The sequence below is a fragment of the Neochlamydia sp. AcF95 genome (assembly GCF_018342455.1).
GTDB lineage: Bacteria > Chlamydiota > Chlamydiia > Chlamydiales > Parachlamydiaceae > Neochlamydia.
Window position 1 is genome coordinate 1 of the sequence record NZ_JAEMUC010000033.1, and the last position, 25,991, is coordinate 25,991.

16 protein-coding genes are annotated in these 25,991 nt (G+C 38.3%); 6 read left to right on the top strand and 10 right to left on the bottom strand.

All coding sequences use genetic code 11. From position 1 onward, the window contains the following. The first annotated feature begins 403 nt into the window (after positions 1–403). The 3 genes from NEOC95_RS03175 to NEOC95_RS03185 are packed head-to-tail and all read left to right on the top strand — an operon-like array spanning position 404 to position 3,640. Positions 404–874 (top strand): type III secretion system chaperone, encoded by a 471-nt coding sequence (locus NEOC95_RS03175; protein WP_213151527.1) that lies wholly within the window; start codon positions 404–406, stop codon positions 872–874. A gap of 9 nt (positions 875–883) precedes the next feature. Next, the gene (locus tag NEOC95_RS03180; RefSeq protein ID WP_213151529.1) at positions 884–3,082 is read left to right on the top strand and encodes a hypothetical protein; all 2,199 of its coding nucleotides are present in this window, start codon (positions 884–886) and stop codon (positions 3,080–3,082) included. A 21-nt stretch (positions 3,083–3,103) separates the two neighbouring features. Continuing rightward, positions 3,104–3,640 (top strand): type III secretion system chaperone family protein, encoded by a 537-nt coding sequence (locus NEOC95_RS03185; protein ID WP_213151530.1) that lies wholly within the window; start codon positions 3,104–3,106, stop codon positions 3,638–3,640. Positions 3,641–4,069: 429 nt separating this feature from the next. On the opposite strand, the gene NEOC95_RS03190 is transcribed toward NEOC95_RS03185, so the two are convergent. The 4 genes from NEOC95_RS03190 to waaF all read right to left on the bottom strand — a co-directional run bounded on the left by NEOC95_RS03190 (position 4,070) and on the right by waaF (position 9,862). Then, on the bottom strand, positions 4,070–5,572 hold the full coding sequence (locus NEOC95_RS03190; protein WP_213151531.1) for an NAD(P)H-hydrate dehydratase: 1,503 nt from the start codon (positions 5,570–5,572) through the stop codon (positions 4,070–4,072). Positions 5,573–5,622: 50 nt separating this feature from the next. Continuing rightward, the gene (locus tag NEOC95_RS03195) at positions 5,623–6,621 is read right to left on the bottom strand and encodes an NAD(P)H-dependent glycerol-3-phosphate dehydrogenase (protein ID WP_213151532.1); all 999 of its coding nucleotides are present in this window, start codon (positions 6,619–6,621) and stop codon (positions 5,623–5,625) included. Positions 6,622–6,842: 221 nt separating this feature from the next. Continuing rightward, on the bottom strand, positions 6,843–8,198 hold the full coding sequence (locus NEOC95_RS03200; RefSeq protein ID WP_213151539.1) for a UTP--glucose-1-phosphate uridylyltransferase: 1,356 nt from the start codon (positions 8,196–8,198) through the stop codon (positions 6,843–6,845). 656 nt (positions 8,199–8,854) lie between these two features. Then, positions 8,855–9,862 carry a lipopolysaccharide heptosyltransferase II gene (gene waaF / locus NEOC95_RS03205; RefSeq protein WP_249270150.1) on the bottom strand — a complete coding sequence of 336 codons (1,008 nt, stop codon included), beginning with the start codon at positions 9,860–9,862 and terminating at the stop codon, positions 8,855–8,857. 281 nt (positions 9,863–10,143) lie between these two features. Between waaF and NEOC95_RS03210 the strand changes: the two genes are divergently transcribed. The 3 genes from NEOC95_RS03210 to ruvA are packed head-to-tail and all read left to right on the top strand — an operon-like array spanning position 10,144 to position 13,220. Further along, the gene (locus tag NEOC95_RS03210) at positions 10,144–12,087 is read left to right on the top strand and encodes a coiled-coil domain-containing protein (protein ID WP_213151544.1); all 1,944 of its coding nucleotides are present in this window, start codon (positions 10,144–10,146) and stop codon (positions 12,085–12,087) included. A gap of 9 nt (positions 12,088–12,096) precedes the next feature. Further along, positions 12,097–12,594: a crossover junction endodeoxyribonuclease RuvC gene (ruvC, locus tag NEOC95_RS03215; RefSeq protein ID WP_166155887.1), complete on the top strand. Its 498-nt coding sequence runs from the start codon at positions 12,097–12,099 to the stop codon at positions 12,592–12,594. Positions 12,595–12,614: 20 nt separating this feature from the next. Next, positions 12,615–13,220 carry a Holliday junction branch migration protein RuvA gene (gene ruvA / locus NEOC95_RS03220; RefSeq protein ID WP_213151546.1) on the top strand — a complete coding sequence of 202 codons (606 nt, stop codon included), beginning with the start codon at positions 12,615–12,617 and terminating at the stop codon, positions 13,218–13,220. A 130-nt stretch (positions 13,221–13,350) separates the two neighbouring features. On the opposite strand, the gene mfd is transcribed toward ruvA, so the two are convergent. From mfd to NEOC95_RS03250, 6 genes are all read right to left on the bottom strand, one after another. Beyond that, positions 13,351–16,647, bottom strand: coding sequence for a transcription-repair coupling factor (gene mfd / locus NEOC95_RS03225; protein WP_213151548.1), 3,297 nt, complete (start codon positions 16,645–16,647; stop codon positions 13,351–13,353). Positions 16,648–17,179: 532 nt separating this feature from the next. Beyond that, the gene (gene alaS, locus NEOC95_RS03230) at positions 17,180–19,828 is read right to left on the bottom strand and encodes an alanine--tRNA ligase (protein WP_213151550.1); all 2,649 of its coding nucleotides are present in this window, start codon (positions 19,826–19,828) and stop codon (positions 17,180–17,182) included. Positions 19,829–20,116: 288 nt separating this feature from the next. Further along, the gene (locus NEOC95_RS09815) at positions 20,117–20,386 is read right to left on the bottom strand and encodes a CPBP family glutamic-type intramembrane protease (RefSeq protein WP_502710271.1); all 270 of its coding nucleotides are present in this window, start codon (positions 20,384–20,386) and stop codon (positions 20,117–20,119) included. A 171-nt stretch (positions 20,387–20,557) separates the two neighbouring features. Further along, the gene (locus NEOC95_RS03240; RefSeq protein WP_213151554.1) at positions 20,558–22,348 is read right to left on the bottom strand and encodes a coiled-coil domain-containing protein; all 1,791 of its coding nucleotides are present in this window, start codon (positions 22,346–22,348) and stop codon (positions 20,558–20,560) included. A gap of 141 nt (positions 22,349–22,489) precedes the next feature. Then, positions 22,490–24,526: a coiled-coil domain-containing protein gene (locus tag NEOC95_RS03245; protein ID WP_213151556.1), complete on the bottom strand. Its 2,037-nt coding sequence runs from the start codon at positions 24,524–24,526 to the stop codon at positions 22,490–22,492. Between the two features lie 381 nt (positions 24,527–24,907). Beyond that, a complete protein-coding gene (locus NEOC95_RS03250; RefSeq protein ID WP_213151558.1) occupies positions 24,908–25,867 on the bottom strand; it encodes a hypothetical protein in 960 nt (319 codons plus the stop codon). Positions 25,868–25,991: the final 124 nt, after the last annotated feature.

Below are 25,991 nucleotides of genomic sequence, written 5' to 3' on the forward strand. Positions count from 1 at the left end.
GATAGGCTAAAATCAATTTATCAAAATTACTTAAAAATAATATTTTGGGATCGTTACAACTTGCGGAATCTGGGCTATATCTCTTTAGCAAGAGAACAAGGCTGGCAAATTCTGCAAGTAGCATTCAGGATTCTTCCGAGGCTTGCCACCTGTATTTCTACATCTATCATTACCTTTAGCAAATCTATAATTTGCTCAAAGCTCTATTTGCCTACCAAACGACGATTTGAGTAATTAAAAATATTTTATTTCTTAGAAATTATTAAAAAAACAATATTGCTTATATATATGTAAGATTTAATAAGTAAACAGCTTTTTAATTAATATTTTAATTAATTGAATTTAATAATTATTATTTGTTATAATAAAGTTTAAATTAATAACCTTTTTATTAAGGAAGTGTATGGAGTTAGAAGATCTGCTGCTTGAATATGGGAGATCTAAACAATTAGGTAGACTTCAGCTTGATAGCTCAGGACTTTGCACGCTTTTAATGAATGGTCATTATCTTATCACCTTTGAAAAATCTCTCGATCAGGAAGGGTTTTATCTTTATTCTAGCGTAGGCAGCCTTCCCTTAGAAAAAGAAGAGGGGATAAGCTTAATGGCTTTAAAAGGCAATCTTTTTGGCAGAGAAACAGGACGAGCAAGCTTAGGGTATGTAGAACAAACACGCTCTCTAGTTTTATTTGAATATTTTGATAAAAATGAGTTGAATTATCTTCAATTTATTCAAAGGCTTAATAAATTTATAAAATATTTATTTTATTGGATAACTAAACTAAAAGCTTTTATTTCACAAGATATGGATAAAAAAGCAGCGGTAGAGTTTCGGCCTACTTTCCATCCTAGTAAGAAAATCTTTTATGCATAAGGATTAACCATGCAGCCTCCTCTTATACGTTCCCAGCAAGCTTTAAAATCTTCTTCCCTGCCAGCCCCTCCCGTTCCTTTGGCAGATGAGCCTCAAGTTTCTAGAACAGCTAAGCATAATTCTATCATATCTTCTAACTCTATCGAGAGAATAGAACCTTCTGACCGTGCCCTAGTGATCAATCGAGTAGAGGTTTTAAATGAAGAGGAGCCTTTTAAGGCAGAATCCGCAGTAATAATAGCCAAAGTCGAACAAGAATTAGAGAATATAGAAACCCTCTTATTGCTTGAAGCAGAGCCTATAACAACGCTTGCCGAGCAGAAAAATGTTTATGCTTTAGATAATTTTATTAAGAAAACTGAAAAGCGAAAAAAAATAGAAAGGCATTTAGGAAATGCATATAAAGCAACTCAATGGGCACCTGATAAACTGCATAAATTAGCCCTTGAACCCTATGGCTATATAGCACCCGTTATAAGCATTCCTCCAAAATTAGGAGAAATAGTAGGAAACGTTATCTTGCCCGTGTCAATTATACGAACGGTTTTGCGGGGCGTGGAGATTATTGGAAAAGGCGCTGTTTTGATTGTACAAGGCGTTCAGTATCAGCAGGCAAAAAAACTCTTAAAACAGAAAGTGAAAGAATTTAAACATCATCCGCAGGATGAAAACCTTAAAGACTCTATTAGGATTCTCCGCGAGTTTATTAGTGCCCAAAAACTGGAATTAAAAAATAAAATCATTAACTTTACTATTTCAGCGAGTTTCATAGCTGCTAAAAGTACTAGCTTGGTTTTAAGTGCCTTAAAGCTGGCAGTCCCTGCTGGAAAAACGGCCCTGGGTTGGACCCTATCTTTCTTAGATATAATAATGAAAACGATTGGCGTATGGCAAGCTCAAAAAGCTAGATCCACTCATGAGATTTGGATGCTAGAGCTTACCAAAGATCCTAGGAGTTTTCAACAAGCGCAAGATCTTTTAGCCAAACGTGAAGAGCGTTTACTTTTACGTAGATTTCAAGCTTTTTCTTTTGAAGAAATTAAAGATAATTTGGAAGAGAAGGGCATGGAGTGCGAAGCGCAAGGGATTATAGATAAAGAAACTTTTGAAAAAAAGATTACCGAACCTGCGTTTAGAACTTTCTTACTCCAAAATTTTATAGAAGATATTGATCAAACTGAGGATACTCTCAACGTGATGACAAGAAATAGCTTGCAAACGCTAGCAGAATTAAAAGCCAGAAATGAAAAGAAGTTTTTTAATTTTAGGCTTGTATCCGCAAATATAGAACTTATCCTTGCCTGTCTTTCCACTACTCTAGCGATTACTTTACAAGTTTTAGCCCTTACCGGCGTGATTGCTTTAGCTTCCTCGAGTATGGCTCTGCCTGGCTTAGGCTTTTTTGTTTTAGGAATAGCAGTAATGGGGATAGGGCTCTATTTCTTTTATAGATATAAACCTCATCTTTTGAAATGTGTGCTCCAGGGAGTTGAGGTGCGTCTTAGCTTATTTCAGCTTCCTGCTAAAATCCGTGCTTGGCAATTAAATAAGCAAGAAGAACGGATAGGTACGCTAAAGATTACAAGTGCTAGATATGAGCAATTGGCAGGTTTATTGGAGCAGCAAAAGACATTGGAGGCTACTGCTTATCCTATTGAGTTAAGAAAAACTCTTGAAAAACTACACAAAGAAACGAAAAAGAAAATCGATGAGCTAGAAAGCCATGGGGAGCAAACACAACTGGAAAAAATGATGGAGGAATTGGATAGAAAGCATGAAAGGCACCTTAAAATGCTAGAAAAAGAAAGCCAAAAACAAGAACGATTAAGCCAGAAGGTGGAATCTTGGATAGGAAAAAAAGGAAAAATCACGCAATTGCAGAATCGTTTGAAGGAAGCTGGTAGTGCAGATTTTGCTATAGCCAATGGCTTAATTACCCAAGCTGAAAAGAAAGCGATGAATCTGCCTTTAATTATTATGGAAAAATTTTTAGATCCCCACTCTTCTTTCGAGTTTGACGAAGAAACTCAAAAGATACTAAAAGAAAAAATGGGAATAGATTATCAAGCCCTTAAAAAGACGGCAGATCAAGTGGATAAGAATGCTTTGATGGATAAACTAAAAGACTTTTTTAAAATGGATGATACAGAGCTGCTAGCGTTAATGAAGCAGCAGCTTAACAATTTAAAGGCCAAAAAATATAATTAACTATTTAAAAGAGCAAACACAATGATAGAAGAAAAATTTCTAAAGCAATTTCAACAAGCATTGATGGACGAAAAATTTGACTGCTCTTACATAGAAGCTACCGATCAAATTCTCTATCCACGTCTCCTTCTCTTTCTAGGCGTAGATGATAAGGAACGGGAAAAAATTTTAGAGATAACCGCTTCAAAACAAGAGTTGATGCAGGGTCTTGGCCCTGCAGACAATCCCTTTTATCGCCTCCAATTTCAAGCTGTTTTTCCTTTCACCGTCCATCCTCAAGCTTCTACCCAAGTAAGTAGCTTAATCTGCTATTTAAATCGTTTGATTGAACTTCCGGGATTTGAGATGGATGAAGTAAATCTTAAGCTTAATTATCGTTATATCCTGCTTTACGGGGAAAGAAGTCTCAATAAAAATCTTTGCTTTTCTATTATTGGCCTAATCATGCTCACGTTAGAGCTCTTTAGTTCTACCTTAGAAAGAGTGGCTATAGGAGAAAATACTTTTAATCAAATATTAGAAGAAATCATTAAGATTGCCCAGCAAGTTAAACCTTAAACCTTGCCTAGTAAGTCGTTGTAAAAAATAAGTTGAGCCTATCTTAGCTTTTTTTATTCACTCGAAAAAGGCACGAACCCCATTCAAAAAGGTTATTAGCTTTCTTCTTTTCGCTCTTCCTGGTAGAGAGAAGTGTAGATGATTGCATAGAAAAGTTGCTTAAAAGGGGTAGGCTCGGTTTTTTTTTAGTATAACTAAGAGGGCTTCTAGAAATCCTACTGTTTAAAGAACTTTGCCTGCATAATCTGAAAAATAAATGAGCCTTAAGGAGGTTGGCTCTTTCCTTAAAAAGCTTATTATTAAGTATATGTTTGCAAAGGAAGCTGCTAAAAAGCATATAATCACAGCTTGAGTGTTTTCAAAAGGCCTACTTGGCAGCATGTTTTTTATCGGAAGATTGAAGTTAGCAGAAAGGGAGTTAAGCTAGGGTTAAATCGCCTTATTTAATAGATCTTTATAAGCATGGGGAAGGTGAGTAATTATATCAGAGGCTGTCATACAATAAGAGGTTTTCTTTTTAGCTGCCTGTTCACCCGCTATAGCGTGCAACCACACTCCTAAGATTGCGGCCTGAGGAGGCGGCAAACCTTGCGCTAGCAAAGCTGCAATTATCCCCGTTAATACATCTCCACTTCCTGCAGTAGCCATTCCTGCATCACCTCTTGGATTAATATGTATAGGCAAGTTTGGCTGCAAAATAAAGGTAGGAGCTCCTTTAAGCACTAAGGTAACATTTTTATCATTAGTAAATGATTGAGCGATATCTAGTAGTTTTCCTGAGGTAAGATGCTCTTGCTCTATTCTTAAAAGCTTCAACATTTCTCCATGATGAGGAGTTAACACTAGCCCTTTAGGTAAAGGTGCTTGATTCTCAGATAGCAGAGTTAGTGCGTCTGCATCTAAGACACAAGGTTTTTTAATATGCTTGAGGATATATTTAAGAAGGTAAGAAGTTTCTTCTGTTTTTCCTATACCAGGCCCTATGTAAGAAGCAGACGCTTTATTTATAGGCTCAAGGATAGCCTCCAGATTTTGCAAACAATAGCTTTGCCGCACTAATTCTACAGGGGCAGCTGCAAGTGCAGCTTCCATTTCTTTAGGATGAATTAAACGTACAATGCCAGCACCTGCCGTTAAGGCTGCCTTTGCAGAGAGAAAGGCAGCTCCCGGCATGTGAGGAGAGCCTGCTATAGCTGTTACATAGCCACGTTCATATTTATGCCAACCTCTCTTAATAGGAGGAAGTAGCGGCTGCACAATGTCTTTAGTCAGCATGATCATATCGGTAGGAGCATGATCGATACATTCTTTAGACATCCCAAAATCTATATAATGCAAGTTACCTACATAGTTCCATCCTTCGTTTATAAAGAAACCCTTTTTAGGTGCACCTAGAAAAAGAGTTTTAGTTGCTTGAATGGCTTTGCCTTCCGCCATCCCCGTGTCTCCATTTAGTCCTGAGGGAATATCGATGGCTAAGATAGGTAATTTAGAGGCATTAGCACGCCCTACTATACTAGCAAAAGGCTCTTGTAGGCTTCCTTTAAATCCTGTGCCAAAAAAGCCATCTAAGATAACTCCTTGTTTAGGAAAGGAAAAAGAGGGATCTTCTATCTGCCCACCTGCTTGTTTAAAACGGTGATAATTTTTAATACATAAAGGGGAACCTCCTTCTAAAGAAATAGCTTGCAAAGCACATACTTTACATCCTTTCTTTAAAAGATAACATCCTGCTACGTAAGCATCTCCTGAGTTGTTACCTTTGGCACACAATAAGATAATATATTTAGTAAGCTGATGGATGTTAAGATACTCTTCTACCATTTGAGCAATGCTGGCGCCTGCCTGCTCCATAAAAAATTCTTCCGAAGCGCTATCTTGGTAGGCTTGCGCTTCTAAATTCCTCATCTGCTGTGCTGTAAAGACTTTCATGCTTTATCTCACTTAAGTTTTCGGTCCTGCATCATTATTAGAGAAAATTTTTAAAGATGTTCTTCTTTAATGGTTCTTTGCATGAGAGCTTTAACAGCCTCCTGGGGGGCAAGGCTTTCGTAAATAATCTTATAAACAATCTCAGTGATAGGCATACTTACATTTAGCTGATGGCTAAGTTGTAAGGTGGAGACGCAGGTATAGGCTCCTTCCACAACCATTTCGATTTTAACAGCTGCTTCTTGGGGGGATAAGCCTTGTGCTAAAAGGTATCCAAAACGAAAATTCCGACTCATCAAGGAGCTGCAGGTTAGGCATAAGTCACCCATTCCTGATAAGCCATTTAATGTTTCAGCCCTACAGCCTCTAGCAACAGCGAGCTTGCGAATCTCATGCAAGCCACGTGTCATTAATGCTGCTTTAGCACTATGGCCTAATTCTAATCCTTCAGCCATGCCGCAGGCAATAGCGATAATGTTTTTTAAGGCTCCGCCATAGGCTACTCCGTGGATATCAGGATTAGGGTAAACACGAAAAGTGTGAGTGGTAAAAGTATCGGTAACAAGGCGCATCACTTCAGGATCATAAGCAGAGCCAACGACAGAAGTGGGCAATTTTCGTATAACATCTTGAGCAAAACTAGGTCCACTTAAAAAAGCTACTTGCTTGCGAGTATCTCTTCCTAACACTTCTACGACGATATCAGGAAGAATAAGCCCTGTATTTTGCTCAATTCCTTTAGAGGTAATAACGATAGGGCATTTAGGAAGTTTTAGCCTTTTAACTTGTTCAAAGACAGGGCGAATGCCTGCTGAGGTGACAGCCTCAACAAGCATATCAGCTCCTTGCAAGGCCTCTTTTATATCTGTTGTAAATTTCATGTTGCCATTGAATGTATGGCCTGGCAAGTAAGGATGTTCACGCTTCTCCGTTAAATGTTTAACGAGCTCAGGTCGTGCGCTCCAAGAGATTAATTGATATCCTTTGGAAGCTAATAGTGATGCCAGGCTATACCCCCAGCTTCCGGCTCCTAGGAATCCTACTTTCATAATTTTTACCTAAGTTATATCTTTCATAAAATTATCAATTTTTTGCTTTTGATTGTAGTTTAGACTTATTCGGTTGGCAAATAAAAGCCTACTTCTCCTCATCGCTAATCCCTACGCTAGTAAAAAATTTAAAAAAACCTGTCTCTCTTCCCAATGAAATTGATTGTAGAAGAAGGGTGAAACCAAGCGTTTGAAGAGATGGGTAAAGTGGAATGAGGGCTTTAAATATCCAAGCATCCCGTTTCTCCTAAGTAGCCTTCAGGGGGCATAGCATGGTTTTTCCATTGGTTCACATAAGAAGGAAGAGGGTAGTAGAAATCTTGTGCTAGCTCAAAGGGAGCCAAAGGAGCTTTCTTGCTAAAAAGCTCTTCATATACTTGTCGATCTCTAGCTTGCAAGGCATCCTGGACACTAGTAGGGCTGTCTTGACCCCTCAAGTTTTTTAGAGGAGCAAAGCACCTTTCGCGTGGGTAAAGTAGCGCTTGAATTTTAGCAGCAAGAGGAAAAATGTCAAAAATAAAATGCTCAAATTTCCATCCTTTTTGGGCCGCATCGATTAAGCTAGGTGCCTTTTTGTGAAGAGCATGGAGAGGCATTTTTCTTTTATTATTACAAATTTTTTCAATAAATGATAGGCTGATGCAAAATAAGCTGATATTGGCACAGGGGTGCTTAAGGGAGCCGTCGGATAGCCTGGCATAGCGCTCATTTTCGGGAAATTCAGTATATTCAATGACCTGAACTTTTTGCTGCTGTTTGACGATAACCCCTACTTTTTCCTCTGGATCTGCTCGAAGCGTACACTTGATAGTGATATCATTCTGATTACGAATATGCATACCTAATAGCTCAGCATCAAAAGGATCGGCTAAGGGATTATCAATCATAACAAAATTTAAATGCTCAATGCCCATTTCCTTCCATTTAGCTAAGAGACCTTCTTGCCAAAATTGATGCAGGCAGGCTCCATTGCCGTTGGGCCCTTCAGCTAGCAACCCTTTTTTTTCTAAGAAAAGGTTACCCGCATCATCTAGAAAGGGGAGCATGGGTTGAGTAAAGAAATCAAGCTGTTCTTTTCTTAATTGAAAATTCGCATGGGCCTTAAAATAGGCCACGGTCATCCCATGATTAAGAGGAGATGTCATGATAGCTGCTTGGAGAGGACGAAGAGCCAGCTTGCTTGCTGCTACAATCTTCTCAGAAAATAACTGGAAAAGGCTTTTATGGCGTATGAGGCTAATAGGATATAACCCTTTAGGTCCCTCTAAATGTAAGCGTGTCCCTTGCCCTCCAGCTACAATTAAGCATCCCGAGCGTCCTTGCTCGATCGCTTCTTTACCAAGTAATGCATTTTCTAAAGAGCCCACTTTTTGATAATCTAGAAAAGGATCAACAGAAATGTCGCAAAGCAAGGGCGCGTTAATTGCAGCTTGTTGCTCATGAAAAGTATCGATATCTAAATTTTCAATCTGTTGCAATAAAAAGCTTTTTTCTCCTTCATTAAGTTCATGCCAATAGTTAAGGAGGTGAGGTTGTTGAATGCTATTGAGCTTGGCTATTGCCCTTTCATAATTCATGCATATATTCCTTAAAAATAAAATTATTACCCATGATCATTCTCTTTTATCATGTAGTCTCAAAAATTTGAAGGCATACTGGGAGCAAGTAGCTTGACGAATTATTATCTTTACACGGTTTAACCTTAGCGCGGATAAGAAAGATAGTTTATTCTTTGGCCACAGAATTTTTCAAGAGCCATTTCTTGAGAAGTCAAATTAATTAAATTTTTTAATTTATTGCAAGACTTTGGGAAGTTTTTTGCGTTTATGCCTAGCTTAAAGCTCATTTTTAGACACACTTCAAAAAAAGTAGAGGGAAAAAGTCTTAAAAGAGCTTGATAGAGCCATTAAAAATTAGGTCTATCTGATTTATATTTTAACGATCTTTAGCGCTTGTCTTGCGCTTTTTTTCTTAAAAATCGTTTAAAGCCTTCCGGTTTCCTTTCTTAAGAAAACACAAAACGCAAAGAAAAATTTGCCGAACATTTAACAAATCCTCTTCAAAATTCAAAAATAAAGAAAGAGGCACCATTTTGGCAGCTTATTATTTTATGCCAAGCTAATTTCTTAAGAGCTGCATTCTTGAAAATGAATCGATAAATTGTTAACAACCTTTTCTAGACTTATTCCCTAAGGAAAGCCTCAAGAAGAGGTTAATAAAGGCTATTTTTTTATCAACAGCTATTTTCTTTTAATAATCTTTCAAGTTGTGCATAGACTTCCTCAACCTCGATCTTGGTCATGCAGCGAAAATCAATAGGGCATACACGCTTGTAGCAAGGAGAGCATTCGACATGCTTATGAATCACCAACCCTTGCGGATAAGGACCGGTTTTTATCTCATTCGTAGAGCCAAACAGTGCTAGCAAACGTACACCTAAAGCAGCAGCCATGTGCATAGGCCCGCTATCATTTGTAAGAAAGATAGAGCAACATTTTAGCAGGGCGATCAATTCGCGAATAGATGTGCGTCCTGCTAGATTAATCGCACGGCTAGGTAAGTCTTGGCATATTTGGTTGACCACCGAAACCCCGTTACTATCGCCAAAATAAATAATAAAAACATTAGGGTTTTCTAATAATTTTTTCGTTAATTTATTAAAGCGCTCAGGTGGCCAGCATTTAGCCGAGCCATAAGCTGCTCCAGGATTAATGCCTACCAAAATGTTTTTTTGAAGGTCAAGCCCGCAGCTACGTAGAAAATGATGAGCCTCTTGGAGCTCTTGCGTACTTACGTAAAGCTGGGGCGGTGTAGAGGAAAGGGGGATGGCTAAAGGGCCGAGTAACGTTTTATACGTAATAACTTGATGTTGGAATTCCTTATTTTTCGGAAATGGTATAGCTTTATTTAGCAAAAGGCTTCTAAACCCGTCAGCAAATCCAAGGCGATGTTGAACTTTTCCTTTTAAAAACCACCAAGCTGAGGAGAAAGAATTTGTTAAAAGAAGACCTAAATCATATTGGCCTTTTTGCAAAAAATCGATCACCTCCACATGATGAAGCTTGTCTAACCAGCTCGTAGGACGTTTAAATGCGTAGATAGAGTTAATATGAGGGTTGTTTTGAATCACCTTATCGATAGGCGTTTGGCATATAATTGTAATTTTAGCCTCTTTCCATTGCCTTCTTAAATCGGTTAATAGGGGAGTGGCCATGACAGCGTCACCTATCCAATTTGGCATTCTCACGATAATATTTTTTGGAGGCCTAGAGAGCCAGGGGAAATAAGGGGTTTTCATGCTTTTTAACCTTAATTGGTTATGCATCTCTTGAGTTATAAAGCGAAACTTAAGTATAAAAGGAATATACTATAGAGCAAAAATAGGTGTCTGTCCAAATATTTCTTAATAGGTAAGTTTTGAGCAACCGTCACATTTACTCAGATGAAGAGCCACAACAGCTCTTTCAAAATCTTGCTTTTGAAAAGGATAAAGCTAATGAACTGGAGAAGGAGCTTCAAAACGTGAAGTTAGAACAAACTATGCTTTTATCAGAAAATGATCCCCTCAAACCTTCTCGCAATCTTTCTTATAAAAGAAAGGAAAGCGTGGATAATTTGAAGAATATGTTAGCTAGGTACAAAAAGAAAAATGTTTTAAGTAGCCCAGTTGCAGATGAAAATGTCCATCAGAGAAATAAGCAGGAAAGTAACTTAGCTTATCAATTACATTTACATAATAAAAAGCTTACTCAAGAAAATATAGCTCTTTTAGAGCAACAAAAAAGCCTTAAAGCTCTTTATGATCAATTAGCAGCCGATTTAAAGGAAGCTCAGCAAAAAGAAGAGAATGATCAAGCTGTTTTGCCTAGATCTTCTGAGTTAGCAGACTCTTATCAAGAAGCCTTATTGCAAAATCAACAGCAGAAAGAACAGCTAGAAAAATTGACATTAGTCGTACAAGAACAAGAAAAAAGGATTCATGAGCTAATTCAGGAAGACCCCACTCACGATAGACGGCAAGAGGATATGCTAGGCACGGAGACAAAGCTAGAGCAAGAGCCCAAAAATATCCATGCTTTAAAGATGGAAAATCATGCTTTAGCTAAAAAGCTTGCCGAAATCCAAAAGCACTCTACTCAACTAGAGCGCGTACTTAAACATCTGCACGAAAGATCCAAAGAAGCTTATTTAGAGCTCAATCAGCTAAGAGAAGATTTTCAGCGTTCCGAAGAAGCTGTTTTTAATCTTACCGGGCAATTGGAGGTAGCACAGAAGCGCATCCACCAGCAGATAGAGGCCTTAAACAATGAAAAGGCTGAGAAACAGGAATTAGTGGAAGAAATTCATGCTTTGCAACTACAATTTAGCTCTCTTAAAACAAAATTAGCCGAAGAAAGAGAAGCTTTTAATAAAATTAAAGATGAGAAAATGCACTTAGAAACCTCTATGACTGAGAAAGACCAGCTTTTTAATCAGTTAGAAAAGGAGATCACCTTCATTAAGGAAGATTTATCTAAAGGTATGCGGGAAGCTAAAGAAATCGAAAGCTGCTATATGAATGCCGTAAGTGAAAAAATAGCTCTTTATAATAAGGTGTTGCAAGGTGAAGAGACCCTAGCCTCCCAGCAAAATGAGAATAAAGCCCTCCAATGCAAACTTGAGCAAATCTCAACAAAAGAAAATGATTTCAAAGAGCAGCTGTTACGATTAGAGAATTTGCTGCATGAACAGCAGTTGGAGGCAGAGAGGCAAAAACAGCAGCATTCTCAAGAGCTTGAAAGCAGTTTACAGCAGCAGCAAGATTTATTTAAGCTAAAAGAACAGCAAGTAGAAGCCGATCAAAAGGAAATTACCTATCTTTCTCAAGAAAAATTCAGACTTGAAGATACTCTATCTATAATGACTCGTTATCAAGAGGAGCAAGATGCGCGCATTAAAGTAGCTCAACAGCATTTGGGTAAAAAAGTTAAAGAGGTTGCCCTTCTTAATGAAAAAATTGAAGAGCAAAAATCCCTGATTGCTGATCTAGAAGAAAATTTAAATCAGCTTAAAATCAAAATGAATGAAAGGCAAAACTCTTTTGAACAGCAGTTAATGCAGGAAAGTAAAACTCAACACCTGTTGCAGGAAACTATTCGAGCGACTGAGAGCCAGGTAGCCCAATGGGAAGCCAAATACCAACAGGCGGAGGAAAATCTTAAAACCTTAGAAGAAAAGCAGCAGCAGATGCATAGCTTATTGGCTAGCTTAAGCCATGTGATAGGGGCTCAGGATATTATATCGCAAGGCGAGCTTTCTGGGGGGACTGTTACACCCAAGAGACCTCTTGAATGGGAAGAGGCGTCTGCGCAGATTTCTTTAAATGATGAGCACTCTTCTCTTCCTGATGAGCAACTGGAATCGCAGCCTTCTTTGTTTGATGCAAGGCCTGCCTCTTCTCCCTTACGCCAAAATTTATTTGATTAAAGGATATTTGTGATAATTATTGGAATTGATCCTGGCACGCGCATCACAGGATATGGCATTATTAGAGTTTTAGGAAATGTTTATCAAGTTCTAGATTATGGGTGTATACGCCCGCCCGCTAATTATAAATTAACAGAGCGCTATCTGGTTATTTTTAATGCACTAGAGGCTCTTATTCATCGGTATTCCCCTGAGGCCCTTGCCGTGGAAACGCAGTATGTCAGTAAAAATGTGCAAAGTGCGATTAAGCTAGGAATGGCACGAGGAATTGCAATTTTAGCAGCCAAGAAAAAAGGGATTGCTATTTTTGAATATTCGCCTTCTAAAGCTAAGCTGGCGGTGGTAGGCAATGGAAGCGCTAGCAAAGGACAAGTGCAAAAGATGGTGCAACTTCTTTTAAAGCTCGCTCAGCCTCCTAAGCCGGAGGATGCTGCGGATGCTTTAGCGTTGGCAATCTGCCATGCCCATGCGGCCCAATGTAAGAGTCTCTATGAAGCGGAAATTTAATATTAAATAACAGGTGAGAAGTGATAGCTTATATAAAAGGAGCTTTAACGCAATTGACCGCCTTATTTGCTGTAATTGAAAGTGGTGGTATAGGCTACAAAATCTTAATTCCTGCAAATCTTTTTGCAAAGCTTCCCTCCCTACAGGAAGATGTTTTGCTTTACACTGCCTTTGTCATTAGAGAAAATTCCCAGACGTTATATGGATTTTTAAATAGCGAAGATCGCGAGCTTTTTGAAGCTTTAATGAATGTAACAGGCGTAGGGCCAAAGATGGCCTTAAACATTATAGGTCATCTATCAGGGCGTGAGCTGCAGCGGGCTATTCATAATCATGAGATAGCTACCATCAGCAAAGTTCCAGGCATTGGCAAGAAAACTGCAGAACGTTTGATGATAGAAATGCGCGATAAAATTCCAGCTATACTGCTTCCTGATTCTGAAGAGCCTGTTGTCTATCCCTCAACCGACCCCCAGGCTCAGAAGATTAAAGATGCGATGAGCGCTTTGATCAATCTAGGTTACAATCAACTGATTGCCCAACAAGCTATTAAAAAATGCTTGAAAGAATTGCCTGAAACGATTGAGTTGAGTGAATTGATTACTGCTGCTCTTAAGAATGTATAAAAAAACAACCTTTTAGGCTTATATATTTCTTCACCTTTAACGTCCGTATGTGTGCAGAGCTTATATAAAGATGGCAAAATAAGCTCCCATGTTAAGGGCCAGCTCTCAAGGGATTTCCTTAAATTGCTTTTTACATCTCTTGCATAGCTTGAATAACCTTGCTCTCCAGCTGCTCACCATTTTTAAAGGGACCTATTAGCGTTCGCTTATTTTTTGTCTGCTTACCTTTCTGCTGCTCTAAGCTTAAAGAAAACTTATCGAGCTTTAAAAGAGTAAAGCCGTGGGTAGAAGCGTATACACGTATTTTTGTAAGATGATATAGCCAGCTAGCAGCTTCAGGAGGTTTTCCGAAACGGTCTTTAATTTCTTCCCAGATAGCCTCTACCTCTTCGTGGGTGATGGCTTCTCCTAGTCTTTGATAAATTTCCATGCGTAAGCTGACTTCATTAATAAATTCTTCTGGCAATCGTGCGTCTAGCAGGGGAAAATCCATTTTAGTATCCACAAGCAGGCTGGATATTTTACCTTGCAAAGTCTGTATAGTTCTTTTTAGTAGCTTGCAATATAAATGAAAGCCAATAGCGGCTACCTGTCCGGATTGCTCATGGCCCAAAATATTTCCTGCCCCGCGGATTTCAAGATCGCGCATAGCAATTTTCATACCGCCACCATATCCTTGTGCTTCCATCAACACATTCAACCTTTTGCGCGAAAGTTCTGGCAACGAGCGTAGACGAGGAACCATAAAATAAGCATAAGCTTTTCTATTCCATCGGCCTACTCGGCCACGCAATTGGTATAGATCCGCTAGCCCAAAAGTATCGGCACGGTCGATTAAAATAGTGTTGGCATTAGGAATATCAATCCCGTTTTCTACAATTGTCGTAGCTACCAAGATATCTGCTTGGCCGCTTTTGAAAGCATGGAAAACAGCATCTATTTCTTGGCTGCTCATCTGTCCATGTCCTACTACAATACGAGCGTGGGGTAAAAGTTTTTTGAGGCGAGCGGCATACTCATAGATGGATTCTACACGATTGTGGATAAGATAAGCTTGGCCATTACGAGATAATTCACGTAATAAAGCACTCTTAAGTGTTTCATCATTAGATTCCGTGATGAGAGTAGTAATAGGCAAGCGATCTTGAGGGGGAGTGTTAATGATAGACATGTCGCGTGCTCCGATGAGTGACATGTAAAGGGTGCGTGGAATGGGCGTAGCAGAAAGCGTTAAACATTCAATAGAGTTTTTAATTTTTTTCAGCTGTTCTTTAGCTTTAACACCAAAACGTTGCTCTTCGTCAATGATAACCAACCCTAAATCTTTAAAAATAACATCTTTGCCTATCAAACGATGGGTACCAATAACAATATCGACAGAGCCCTTAGCAATGCCCTCTAAGGTGTCTTTCATCTGTTTGGTGGAACGAAAGCGAGACAGGACGGCGATATTGATAGGGAAGCTGCTCATTCTTTCAACAAAATTTTCATAATGCTGCATGGCTAACACGGTGGTGGGAACTAAGACCGCCACCTGCTTGCTACCGTCAACCACTGCTTTAAAAGCAGCACGCATAGCGACTTCTGTTTTCCCATATCCCACATCGCCACAGATCAGGCGATCCATGCATTTTTTTTCTTGCATGTCAGCTTTAATGGCAGCAATAGCAGCTAGTTGATCTTCAGTTTCCACAAAAGGAAAATCTTCTTCGAAAGCCTGCATATCTGGGCTGTCTTCCGAATAGGCATGGCCTTCTTTCATAGAGCGTTTAGCGTATAGCTCTAAAAGATCGGCCGCATAGCTCATGATAGCCCGCTCAGTATTTTCTTTAGTTTTCTTCCAACGACTGCTGCCTAGATGATGCAGTTTGGGAATTTCTTCATTAGCTCCTATATATTTGCTAATTAAATAGGCTTGATTAAGAGGGACAAATAATTTAGCGTTGTCAGCATATTCAATGACAAAATATTCACTGAGTGTCCCTTGAAGATTAGGGCGTTTTTCTAATCCAATAAATTTACCGATCCCATTATTGAGGTGCACCACAAGCTCTCCTGCAGATAAATCATAGCTCTCCATCGGGGTAGTATGATAAGTGCTGCGCTGTTTCTGTCGGCGAATTTTATATCGATGCGTGATCTCGGTGGCAGGTAAGATGATCAGCTTTTGATCTTCTAAGACAAATCCGCTAGATAAGTAGTGAAGGTGGAAAAAAGTATTTTCCGGAAGGGTAATATTAGCCTCATGAAGGCGTTTTTTTAGATTACTTTCTTCTAAGGCAGTGGCACAAAGAAAATGAAGATGATAATCTGATCGCCCAAGCTTAGAAAGGGATAAGAGAATTTCTTGGCCGTTAATCTCCGCATTCTCTGCCTGCTCAGGCAACAGGAAATGACTAAGAGGAATGAAAGGATGAGACCAACGTCGAGCCTGAAATTCGCTTGCGAATAGATAAAAAGAGAGCTTGTAGAGAGGAGCCTGTCTAGAATAATAATTTGTAGAAGTTTTATCAAGGATGCGAACTTCGCTCAATTCTTCTATAGGATTTTGACTAAGAAAGATTTTTTGTAGGGGGGCCATCGCTTCCATGAATTGTCCGATGCTGCAAAAAGTAGGCGTTGAGCTACCACAAATATTGACAAGAGAAGCATAACGATCTTCTAAAGCGAGTATATCATCAAAGAGCACGATAGTCTCAGGACCTAAATAATCCAAGAGTGTGCATAGATGAGGCTCAGGTTTTAATAATTCCAACTCTTTAGCAGGTGGAATCTCTATTTTTTCTACACTTCGGATAGACTTTTGCCCAATAGGATCATAGATGCGGATGGATTCAATTTCATCTCCCCAGAAATCAAGTCGAAAAGGATCAGGGGAAGAAACAGGAAAAATATCAATAATTCCGCCGCGAATTGCAAATTCTCCTTTATCCGCAGCTACAGCTCTTCTTTGATACCCCATGCTCACTAGGCGCTCTGTAAAAATTTCAAAAGGAATAGATGTTTGGAGGGTCAGGTGCATGTAGAGCTGCTTAAATTTTTGGGGAGGGATCAGACGTTGCAAGCAAGCTTGCAAGCCAGAAAGAATAATGTGAGGGCCTTCTTGTTGCATTAGCTGTTCTAAAACTTTATACCGCTCGCCCACTACATCAGGGCTAGGTGCGATGTTTTCAGAGGGCAAAGTCTCCCAAGCGGGAAATTCAATAGCGGATTGCCCAGCAAAAAATGGAAAATCGTGATATAAGCGGGTCTCTTCTAAGCTAGCCCCTGTTAAAATAAGAATGTTTTTGCCAGTGGCTTGCTTGGCTAAAGAGGCTATAAAAGCTTTGGCTGCATTCCATGTTTCTTCAATAAGAATGGAATCATGATTTTTTAAAGCTTCTTCAAGCTTTTGAATTTTTTCACTTTTGATTATTTCTTTAAACACTGTTTTGCCTCAAGAAGAAGGTAAAGAAAGTAAATAAGATACACTTTAAATAGGCTTTTTTGCACCAGTATTAATTCCTCATTGGCCTTAAGTTTAATGAATAGCCGAGAGCGCTCAATCTGCATAGGAAAATTTTGTAAAAGAAGAGTTCTCAAGAAATAAAAAGCCACAAGGTAAAAAGGGAATATCTGGATGATAAAGTCCATAAATTTAAAACCTTAAAAGGCTTATTAGGAAAAAAATATTATAGTCAACTGATTATAAAAAGTTAATTTTTAATTGATTATTGAGGATATCTTTTTGAAAGAGAGCCTATTGAAAATAGATGGGAGCGGGCAAGGGAGGATTAAACACTAGATAAATAGGGCAGGATGAAGTAGAGGGACTAAAAAACTACAAAGGTAACCAGTTTGCGCAAGGGGACAGCTGCACAAAAAGGACAGTGAAGAGAAAAAAAGGGAGGGCGACCTTTGAAGCTAGGCCTATCAGCAGCTTGTGGAAAGTAAAATGAGCGAGAGAAAATATTTTCTTCTCAGCCAACTTTTTTATCGAAAGGTCGATCTCCAAGCATTTCACGTACTTGTGCTAAGGCCTGCTCAACCTTATGAGGGGCTTTCCCTCCTGCTTGGGCATTGCCAGGCTTGCCTCCTCCGCTACCTTCAATCGTGGGGGCAATCTTCTTGACTATATCAGAAGCTTGGATGCCTCGGGCCACTAAATCTTCAGTTACGCGAATGATAAATTGGCAGCGCTCTTCATAAGAAGCTGCAAGGATTAACACGCCTGATTTAAAGCGTGCCATAAGGTCTTCAGCGCATAAGCGCAATTCCTCAGGGGAGAGATCAACTTGGGATGCAACCAGGTTAGCTTGAGGAAGTTTTTCCATTTTTTCTAAAAGAGAGTGGACAAGCTTTTCTCTTTGGGTTTTTTGGAGGTTTTTTAGCTGTTGAGATAATTGCTTATTTTCTTCTAATAACTTTTCTATTTTTTCTTTTAGCTTAGCAGGTGGTATTTTTAGTAAAGCTGCACTCTCTAAGATTGTTTTTTCTGTTTCACGAGTGAGAGCTTCAGCTTCTGCCCCCGTAACTGCTTCAATGCGTCGCACGCCCGCAGCGATGCTGCTTTCTTTGGCGATACGAAAATAACCAATAGTGCCTAAAAAATTAGTATGCGTGCCTCCGCATAGCTCTTTAGAATAGTCTATATCCACAACTCGCACGAGAGAACTATATTTTTCCCCAAAAAATTGTTTGATATCCTCTCTTTTTTGCGCCTCTTCATAGGGGATTTCATATCCTTTGACGGCTTGATTAGTACGAATTTTAGCATTAATCAGATCCTCAAGAGCTAGGATTTCTTCATGAGTCAAAGCTTTATGATGATTGAAGTCAAAGCGAAGGCGTTCCGCATCTACTACTGAGCCAGCCTGCTTGATGTGCTCTCCTAATACCTGAGCAAGAGCCCAATGTAGAAGATGGGTAGCTGTGTGGTTGTTAGCAATCTTTTGACGCCGGTTTAAGTCGATCGTGGCTGTCAAGGTATCCGCTGTGGTCAAGCAACCTTTTTCTACCTTACCTATGTGGGCGATAATACCTTTATAGGGGGACTTACAATCAATAACTTGAAAGAGCTTATGATCTCCTTTAATAACTCCTAAATCTCCTATTTGTCCACCCATTTCTGCGTAAAAGGGGGTTTGGTCAAGAAGAATAATGCCTTCCTGGCCTTCTTCTAGGGAGGTGACAAATTGTTCGTTGTAGAGAATACCTTGAATTTTACTTAAGGTCTGTTGTTGCTGATAGCCTACAAATTTTGTAGGGCCATGCTTTTCAGTAAAACTTGCGTATAGATTTTCTGAAGCTACTTGTTGGATAGCTTTTTGAGAGCTACGGGAGCGTTCTTTAGCCTCTTGCTCTAAAATTTGATAGCGTTCTACATCAACAGTAAGAGCTGAATCTTTAGCAATCAATAGGATTTCTTCCATGGGCAGGCCATAAGTATCTTTAAGTTTAAAAGCTTCATCACCTGTAATTTTTTTGCTGCTGGCTTGAGCTTTATCAATGATTTGATTAAGAATATTGCCACCTCGGCGTAAGGTACGGAAAAAAGCTTCTTCTTCTATTGTTAAAATTTCAGCAATAAGACTGTGTCCTCTTTGCAATTCTTTATAGTCGCTGCCCATCGTTTCAACTAACCGAGGAAGTACTTTAGCTAGAAAAGGATCTTCTATCCCTAACATACGACCATAGCGTACAGCACGCCTTAAAACCTTCCTTAAAACATATCCACGGTCGATATTACTGGGCTGAACCCCATCGGCTATAGCAAAAGCTAAGCAGCGCAAATGGTCGACAATCACACGAAAAGCAGGGGCTAGATGAGGATTAGCAGGGTCATAAGGAATGCCTGAGACCTGCTCAACTTGAGCGATTAAGCTACGTAACACATCTGTTTCAAAGACAGAATCTACATCCATTTTTAGGCTAATCACGCGTTCTAAGCCTGCTCCGGTATCTATCGATGGCTTAGGTAGAGGAGTAAGCTGCTCGGGCGATGAGCGATTATATTGCATGAAGACTAAATTCCAAAATTCAAGATAGCGACTTCCTTCGCTATCTTCACTAAGCTTAGAAGCTTTGCCATATTTAGGCCCTCGATCATAGTATAGCTCAGAACAAGGTCCACAAGGTCCTACCTCTCCCATCGCCCAAAAGTTATCTTTTTCATCTAGACGAGTAATTTTATGGGTAGGGACATACTGGGTCCAAAGCTCGAAAGCTTCCTCATCTTCTCGGAAGACACTAGGCCAGATACGTTCTGCTTCAAACCCAAAAACTTGAGTAGAAACTTCCCAGGCAAATTGAATAGCTTCTGCTTTAAAATAGTCGCCAAAGGAAAAATTGCCGAGCATCTCAAAGAATGTTAAATGCCGCGCGGTATGTCCCACATTTTCAAGATCATTATGTTTTCCTCCCACTCGAATACATTTCTGGGCCGTAGTCGCTCGATTATAATCTCGTATAGTATCGCCCAAGAAAACGTCTTTAAATTGGTTCATGCCTGCATTGGTAAAAAGAAGAGTAGGATCATCATGAGGCACTACAGGGGAGGAGGTAATTATAGAGTGCTGCTTATTTTTAAAATAATGGAGAAATTGGCGACGAATTTCTTGAGTAAGCATTGAAAATTCCTGATGGATGAAAAAGTAAAAGATTATATCTTAAGAAAGCTTTTTCCTTCTAGCGGATTAGTTTTCGAAAAGATGGTAAGCTAAAAGATAAAGGTTTCACATTTTTTCTGTTCTTTGCCATTAAGAAGGTGTTTAGCCTGCAGCCTTTAAACTGCGTAGGAAATGAAATTGATTTACGTAAGGGACAGGAATTGCTTGGGCTGGGCGGAATATTACCACATAATGAATCCAACTTGGTTTAGCAAAAGTTTTGTTATCGTAGGAGAAACGCTTAGTTTCTCAATAGTTTAAAGCTGAAATTTTGCGATCCAAAATTCGGTCACAAGATGCCTTTATATATTGAGACCAGCCTAAGGTATTGCCACCAATATGCATGCCAATTGCCCTATACAATTTCCCTGTAAATTCTTTAATAAGGACCCATACAAGCCCTTTCATGGTGGCAAAAATTACTTGGGGAAGGAAAGCAACAGGATTGCAGCAGAAAATAGCATTAATAAAATGCATAAGGCCAAAAAATAATCGATGCAAAAAATACGGAAGCCACACGAGCAGCAAGATTGGCTACGGAATTTGAAAAGTCTAGTTTCCTGTATGCAAGAAAAATGCATTGAGACAATTTTGCATGAGTGGATTATCCTTAAAAAAAAGCTGCTAGGATTAACCCAGTAGCTTTCCTAACAAGAAATTAAATATTCCTTTATTTGGATTTTTACTTAATTATGCCATCATAGCACCTATAGCAAAGAAACTAGCTATGCCTGCTGAAGCTATAGTAGCTAAGCATGCTAGCTTTATAAAAAAGCTCTGAGCATATTCTTTAGCTGCCCATACTTTTTTTAAAAAGCTAGCTTTAACGGTTTGCAATGAATAGCTTCTGGTTGGATCTAGTTGGGGTATTTCTTGTTCCTCCGCTTGGGGTAAAATTCCCTCACTTTCTTTCATTTCCACTTTAATAAAAGAATTTTCCTTTCCATTCTCACGATTTATTCTCTCCTGCCAATCATGCATATAATGTTGGGTAAGTAATTTCGCCTCTTTTTCTTCTTTTTCTGCTAGTTCTTCAGCAGTTAGAGTTTCTTGAGTATGGGGAGGAATAAACTTTTTTATCAGCTCTTCAACTATTACCCTCATTTCTTTAAAATTGTTTTTCAAGCTTCCAAATTCTATGGCCAGCTGTTGCTGATCTTGCCCTATTTTCCGGAAGCCTCGTTTTATCTCAGTCTGCTCATTGCGTAGCAAATGGAATTGCTGCTCTATTTCTCGGAACGATTCCCGCAAACCTACAAGATCCCTATGTACGCGTTCTTGGGCCTGCCTTATTTCCTGAAAGGATTTTCGTAAGTCTGCAAAATCTCTACGTATAACGTCTCGTTCTTGTCCTACCTCCTGAAAGGCTTGTTTTATCTTTGCCTGTTCATATCGCCTTAACTGATGTTGCTGCTCTAATTCCTGGAAGGATTCTCGCAAGCTTGCAAAACCTTTATGTAAGCGTTCTTGGTCTTGCCGTATCTCCTGAAAAGCTTGTTTTATCTCTGCTTGTTCATTTCGCCTTAACTGCTGTTGTTGCTTTAATTCCTGAAAAGCTTGTTTTATCTCTGCCTGTTCATTCCGCCTTAACTGCTGTTGTTGGTTTAATTCCTGAAAAGCTTGTTTTATCTCTGCTTGTTCACTCAGCCTTAACTGCTGTTGTTGGTTTAATTCCTGAAAAGCTTGTTTTATCTCTGCCTGTTCATTCCGCCTTAACTGCTGTTGTTGGTTTAATTCCTGAAAAGCTTGTTTTATCTCTGCTTGTTCACTCAGCCTTAACTGCTGTTGTTGCTTTAATTCCTGAAATGCCTGTTTTATCTCTGCCTGTTCATTCCGTCTTAGCTGCTGTTGTTGCTTTAATTCCTGAAAAGCTTGTTTTATCTCTGCCTGTTCATTCCGCCTTAGCTGATGTTGTTGGCGTATTTCCATGAAAGACTCTTCAAAATCTCCAAAGTCTCTGCTAATGACTTCTAGTTCTTGTCCTATTTCTTGAAAGGACTCTCTTAGATTTTGAAAATCTCTACGGATAAGATATTGTTCTTCCCCTATTCTTTGAAAAGATTGTCTTAGCTCTGCCTGATCGTTAATTATTAATTCTTGGCCTTCTTGGATTTTAATTTGTCCTTGTTCAATTCTTGACAGTCCTTCGTTTATAAGGCAAAAGTCTTCTAAAAGTTTATCAGCCCGGTTACTAAGCTCTTGTCCCTCTTCTTGTCTTTGTTCAACCTCTATTTCTAATTCCTCGGTCTGTAAATGTACAACACTAGTTCGAGATAAACGTTCTCTTTCACTTTGCTCACGTTCCATGCTATTTAGCTGATGCATTACCGTTGCAATCATCAAATCCTGCTCAGATTGTAATAATTTTGCATTAGCATGCAGGAGCCGAGCATCCTGATATCTTTGACGAGCGTTAAATTCCTCTAAAAAATCCTCCGAATCAGAATCGGAATCAGACGAAAGAATTTTTCTTACTCCCATAATCTACCTCAATTTTTAAAACTTTTATATAATTTGTCAAAAGAAGCAAGCTCATTTGATAACTTTTTTGTTGGGTAAGAAAGTTTACAAATAAACTTAGCTTCTTAATCCATGATAAAAATATTACTTTCTTACTAACATTTATACAATATTTGCAAATCCTAAAGAAAAAAGACAAAGAGTAGATCTGGCTAATCTACTAAAATGTGCGCTTATACCGCTTTTCTTACACATCTTTTTTTCCTGCATTTTGTCTAATACTGTTTTTAAGCTAGCATTGCTTGGTAGACCTAATTCTTTACATAAAGCAGATTGGTATTTAATAAAGGCTTGGTAATCTTCAAAAAGACTATTTAGCTTTTCAAGAACTTCTTCCGCTGTATAATCGGCTTTTACCATGTTAAGGGTAGCAAGTTTATCTCCTATTTCTTTAATCTTATATTGCGCCAACGTTGTTTTTTCAGCAATTAATGATAACTCCTTATTCGCACCTAACAGATGCTTGACGGCAACAGATAAGGTGGTAGTTGGCTGAAGCGGTAGGCCCCCTTCTTTCATCAGTTTTAATACTTCTTGCTCCTTATCAGTTTGCTTTTGTAATTGCCAATCTAATATTCGTAATTTTATCTCTAATATATTTTTGTCACTTTGTAGAGCTGCTTTCTCTTCTACAAAATGATGAGTGTCTGCTTCCAACTTAACCTGATGAGATAAAAGACGTTTATTTTCTCTTGCCAGTACCTTCTTCTCTGCCGCAAGTCTAATTTTACCATTTACTAACGCTTCTATTTTGTTTTCACTTTCAATATTAGCTACCAACAGGTTATTTCTATTGCTTTGAATAGCTTTTTTTTCTTCCTCAATTTGATGGATATCAACTAACAGTTTATTTATGTCATTGAGAAGGTTGTCATTTTCTTCTCTAAGTTGATGATTAGCTGCGGCTAAATTGTTTCTATCATTTTCGACAGCTTCTTTTTCTTCTTTAAGCTGATGATTAGTGGCAGCTAAATTGTTTCTATCATTTAGAAGGTTATCATTTTCTTCTTTAAGTTGATGATTGGCTGCAGCTAAATTGTTTTTATCGTTTAGATGACGCTCATTTTCTTCTTTAAGTTGATGACTGGTTGTTGCTAAGTTGTTCTTATCGTTTAGATGACGCTCATTTTCTTCTTTAAGCTGATGATTGGTTGCTGCTAAGCTGTCTTTATCATTTAGAAGGTTATCATTTTCTTCTTTAAGTTGATGATTGGTTGCTGCTAAGCTGTCTTTATCATTTAGAAGGTTATCATTTTCTTCTTTAAGTTGATGAATAGCTTTAGCGAAATTGTTTTTATCGTTTAGATGACGCTCATTTTCTTCTTTAAGCTGATGATTAGTGGCAGCTAAGCTGTCTTTATCATTTAGATAACGCTCATTTTCTTCTTTAAGTTGATGATTGGTTGCTGCTAAGCTGTCTTTATCGTTTAGATGACGCTCATTTTCTTCTTTAAGTTGATGATTAGCTGTAGCTAAATTGTTTTTATCGTTTAGATGGCTCTCGTTTTCTTCTTTAAGCTGATGATTAGCGAGTGTTAAAAGAGCATTATCATTTAAAAGAGAACAGCGGTTTTCTTTAAGTTTTGCTTTAGCCGCTCTTAAGGCATCTCTGTCTTCTAAAAGACTTTCTCTTTCTTTTTCAAGTTTAGTTTTGTCTGCTTCTAAGCTATCTTTATCTATTCTAAGGCTAAGATTTTCTCTAGCCAGGCTTTCTTCTCGTGTTGTTAATAAGGCAAGGCTTTCTTCTAATTCTCTATTTCTACTTAACGCTTTATCTTTTTCTGCTTCAATTCTTTTAATCGTTGCTAGCGCTTCCCTATCTTTATCTTTCAATTGATGATTTTCAGCCGCCAAAATCTTAACATTGTTTTTAAGCATCTCGTTTTTTTCATCCAATGCCATTACTCGTTGATTTGCCTTCAGGAGTTGTTCATCTCTTACTATGAGGGTAGCAAGAAGGTCATCAATCTTTTTGTCACATTCTCTTACTGTTGCTTTACATTCTCTTACTGTTGCTTTATATTTATAAAGCTTTTTTTCTTGTTTATCTACTCTATTAACTAAAGCTTTAAAATCAGCTTCTGAAACTATCATATTGAAATCCGCATCTACATGATCTTTAGAGTCTAAATTAATCATAAAAAAACCTTTTATTAATCATTTGGTAAATAAGGAAAATGCCTTACTTTACAATTGAAAGTAGGGTTAGCTTTGTTTTTATATTTTATTCTTTGATTTTAAACAAATAAAAAAGGTGAAAAATTAATGGGGTTATAAACTTTAACGAAGGAGGGATAGATTGCTTTTTTTTCTTAAGCATTTAATTGTCAATTGCTAATAAGTTCTAATTTTTGTCGTTTAAGAAAGATAAAAATTTTGATAAAAAGTTGATGAAATAGCTTTTTATATCTAGAGGGATTACAAAATTAAAAGCCAATATGAGTGTTTTCGCTAGTTGCTTAATAATTGAGAGACTTTTATTAGTAGTTGCTTGGATAGATAACCAAAAGCTACGCTTTCCTACATCTTTTGTTTTAGAAGCATCTTATCTGGCCAAAAGAGCCGCGGACGTTTATTAAGGATAAAAGGCGTATGGATAGAAGGTTTTACTAAGCCTTGGCATAGTAATTTGCTTTTAATTTCAATCACTGTGGTTGCTGTTTTCTTTGAAGCTGTAACAATAGCTTCTCCTGCTAAAGTGGCCGTTTGTTCTAGTTTATCTACTGTATCTATGACTTTAACTCCTATGTTTTTGGTGGATTTTATAAGATCTTCAGCTGTGATATCGGCCTTTACTAGATCAAAAATCTTTTGGATGACAGGCTGATACTGCTCTAGTTTGGCACATAGATACTCTTTATTTTTTCTTAGCTTTTTAAACCAGGCGATCCCATTCACATACATTTCAGGAACATCATCATGGGAATAAATAAAAGCATGATAGGTGTCCCATAATTGCATGCTTAAATTAAAAGTTTTAACCAATACATTGAGAGTACAATAATAAAGGCGACGCCAATAGGCTTCTAGGTTTTTTATCCTTAATTTTGCTTGATTTCTTGTCTTAACGGAGAAAAACATAGAGTCAGGATTTTTAGCCCATTGAGGCTCTATATGAGGAAAGTAATTGCCTTTAATAGCTTCTTTTAACTCGGTAAAAGCATTCGATAAAGCGCCAATTCTTTGAAAACATTCATCAATGCGGGTGGCAAGAAGGATAAGTTTGGCTATTCCGCGAATAGTATTTTCCACACATGTAGGAGTAAATTTAAGAGCAAAATCTGTTAAAGTTCCTAAAGCGGCAGGGACAATTGTTTGTGAAGTGCAAAGCTTTTTCTTGCGCTGTAGCCACCAAACCCAATGTACGACCGTACAAATTTTTAAGGTAGCCCTTACTGGTAATGAAAGATTAAAGTGCCCTAAAACTTTATCATGCATTAAATCATCTTGTAAACTTCGATAGACAGCAATAGGATTCATATTTTTTCTTGCCTGTTTACTAAATTGTGGCTAGAGTCTAGAACATTACCCAACAATCTTTAATAGGCATCTCTATGGTTGAAGTCAATAGTTCTTTAAAAAATAATAAACAAAATATTTCAAA

Bases quoted from the DNA above. Each gene is read 5' to 3' on its own strand.
- NEOC95_RS03250 (WP_213151558.1), bottom strand. From the start codon at position 25,867: ATGAATCCTATTGCTGTCTATCGAAGTTTACAAGATGATTTAATGCAT.
- NEOC95_RS03175 (WP_213151527.1), top strand. From the start codon at position 404: ATGGAGTTAGAAGATCTGCTGCTTGAATATGGGAGATCTAAACAATTA.
- NEOC95_RS03240 (WP_213151554.1), bottom strand. From the start codon at position 22,348: ATGGGAGTAAGAAAAATTCTTTCGTCTGATTCCGATTCTGATTCGGAG.
- NEOC95_RS03180 (WP_213151529.1), top strand. From the start codon at position 884: ATGCAGCCTCCTCTTATACGTTCCCAGCAAGCTTTAAAATCTTCTTCC.
- waaF (WP_249270150.1), bottom strand. From the start codon at position 9,862: ATGCCAAATTGGATAGGTGACGCTGTCATGGCCACTCCCCTATTAACC.
- NEOC95_RS03200 (WP_213151539.1), bottom strand. From the start codon at position 8,198: ATGAATTATGAAAGGGCAATAGCCAAGCTCAATAGCATTCAACAACCT.
- NEOC95_RS03245 (WP_213151556.1), bottom strand. From the start codon at position 24,526: ATGATTAATTTAGACTCTAAAGATCATGTAGATGCGGATTTCAATATG.
- NEOC95_RS03185 (WP_213151530.1), top strand. From the start codon at position 3,104: ATGATAGAAGAAAAATTTCTAAAGCAATTTCAACAAGCATTGATGGAC.
- NEOC95_RS03190 (WP_213151531.1), bottom strand. From the start codon at position 5,572: ATGAAAGTCTTTACAGCACAGCAGATGAGGAATTTAGAAGCGCAAGCC.
- alaS (WP_213151550.1), bottom strand. From the start codon at position 19,828: ATGCTTACTCAAGAAATTCGTCGCCAATTTCTCCATTATTTTAAAAAT.
- NEOC95_RS03195 (WP_213151532.1), bottom strand. From the start codon at position 6,621: ATGAAAGTAGGATTCCTAGGAGCCGGAAGCTGGGGGTATAGCCTGGCA.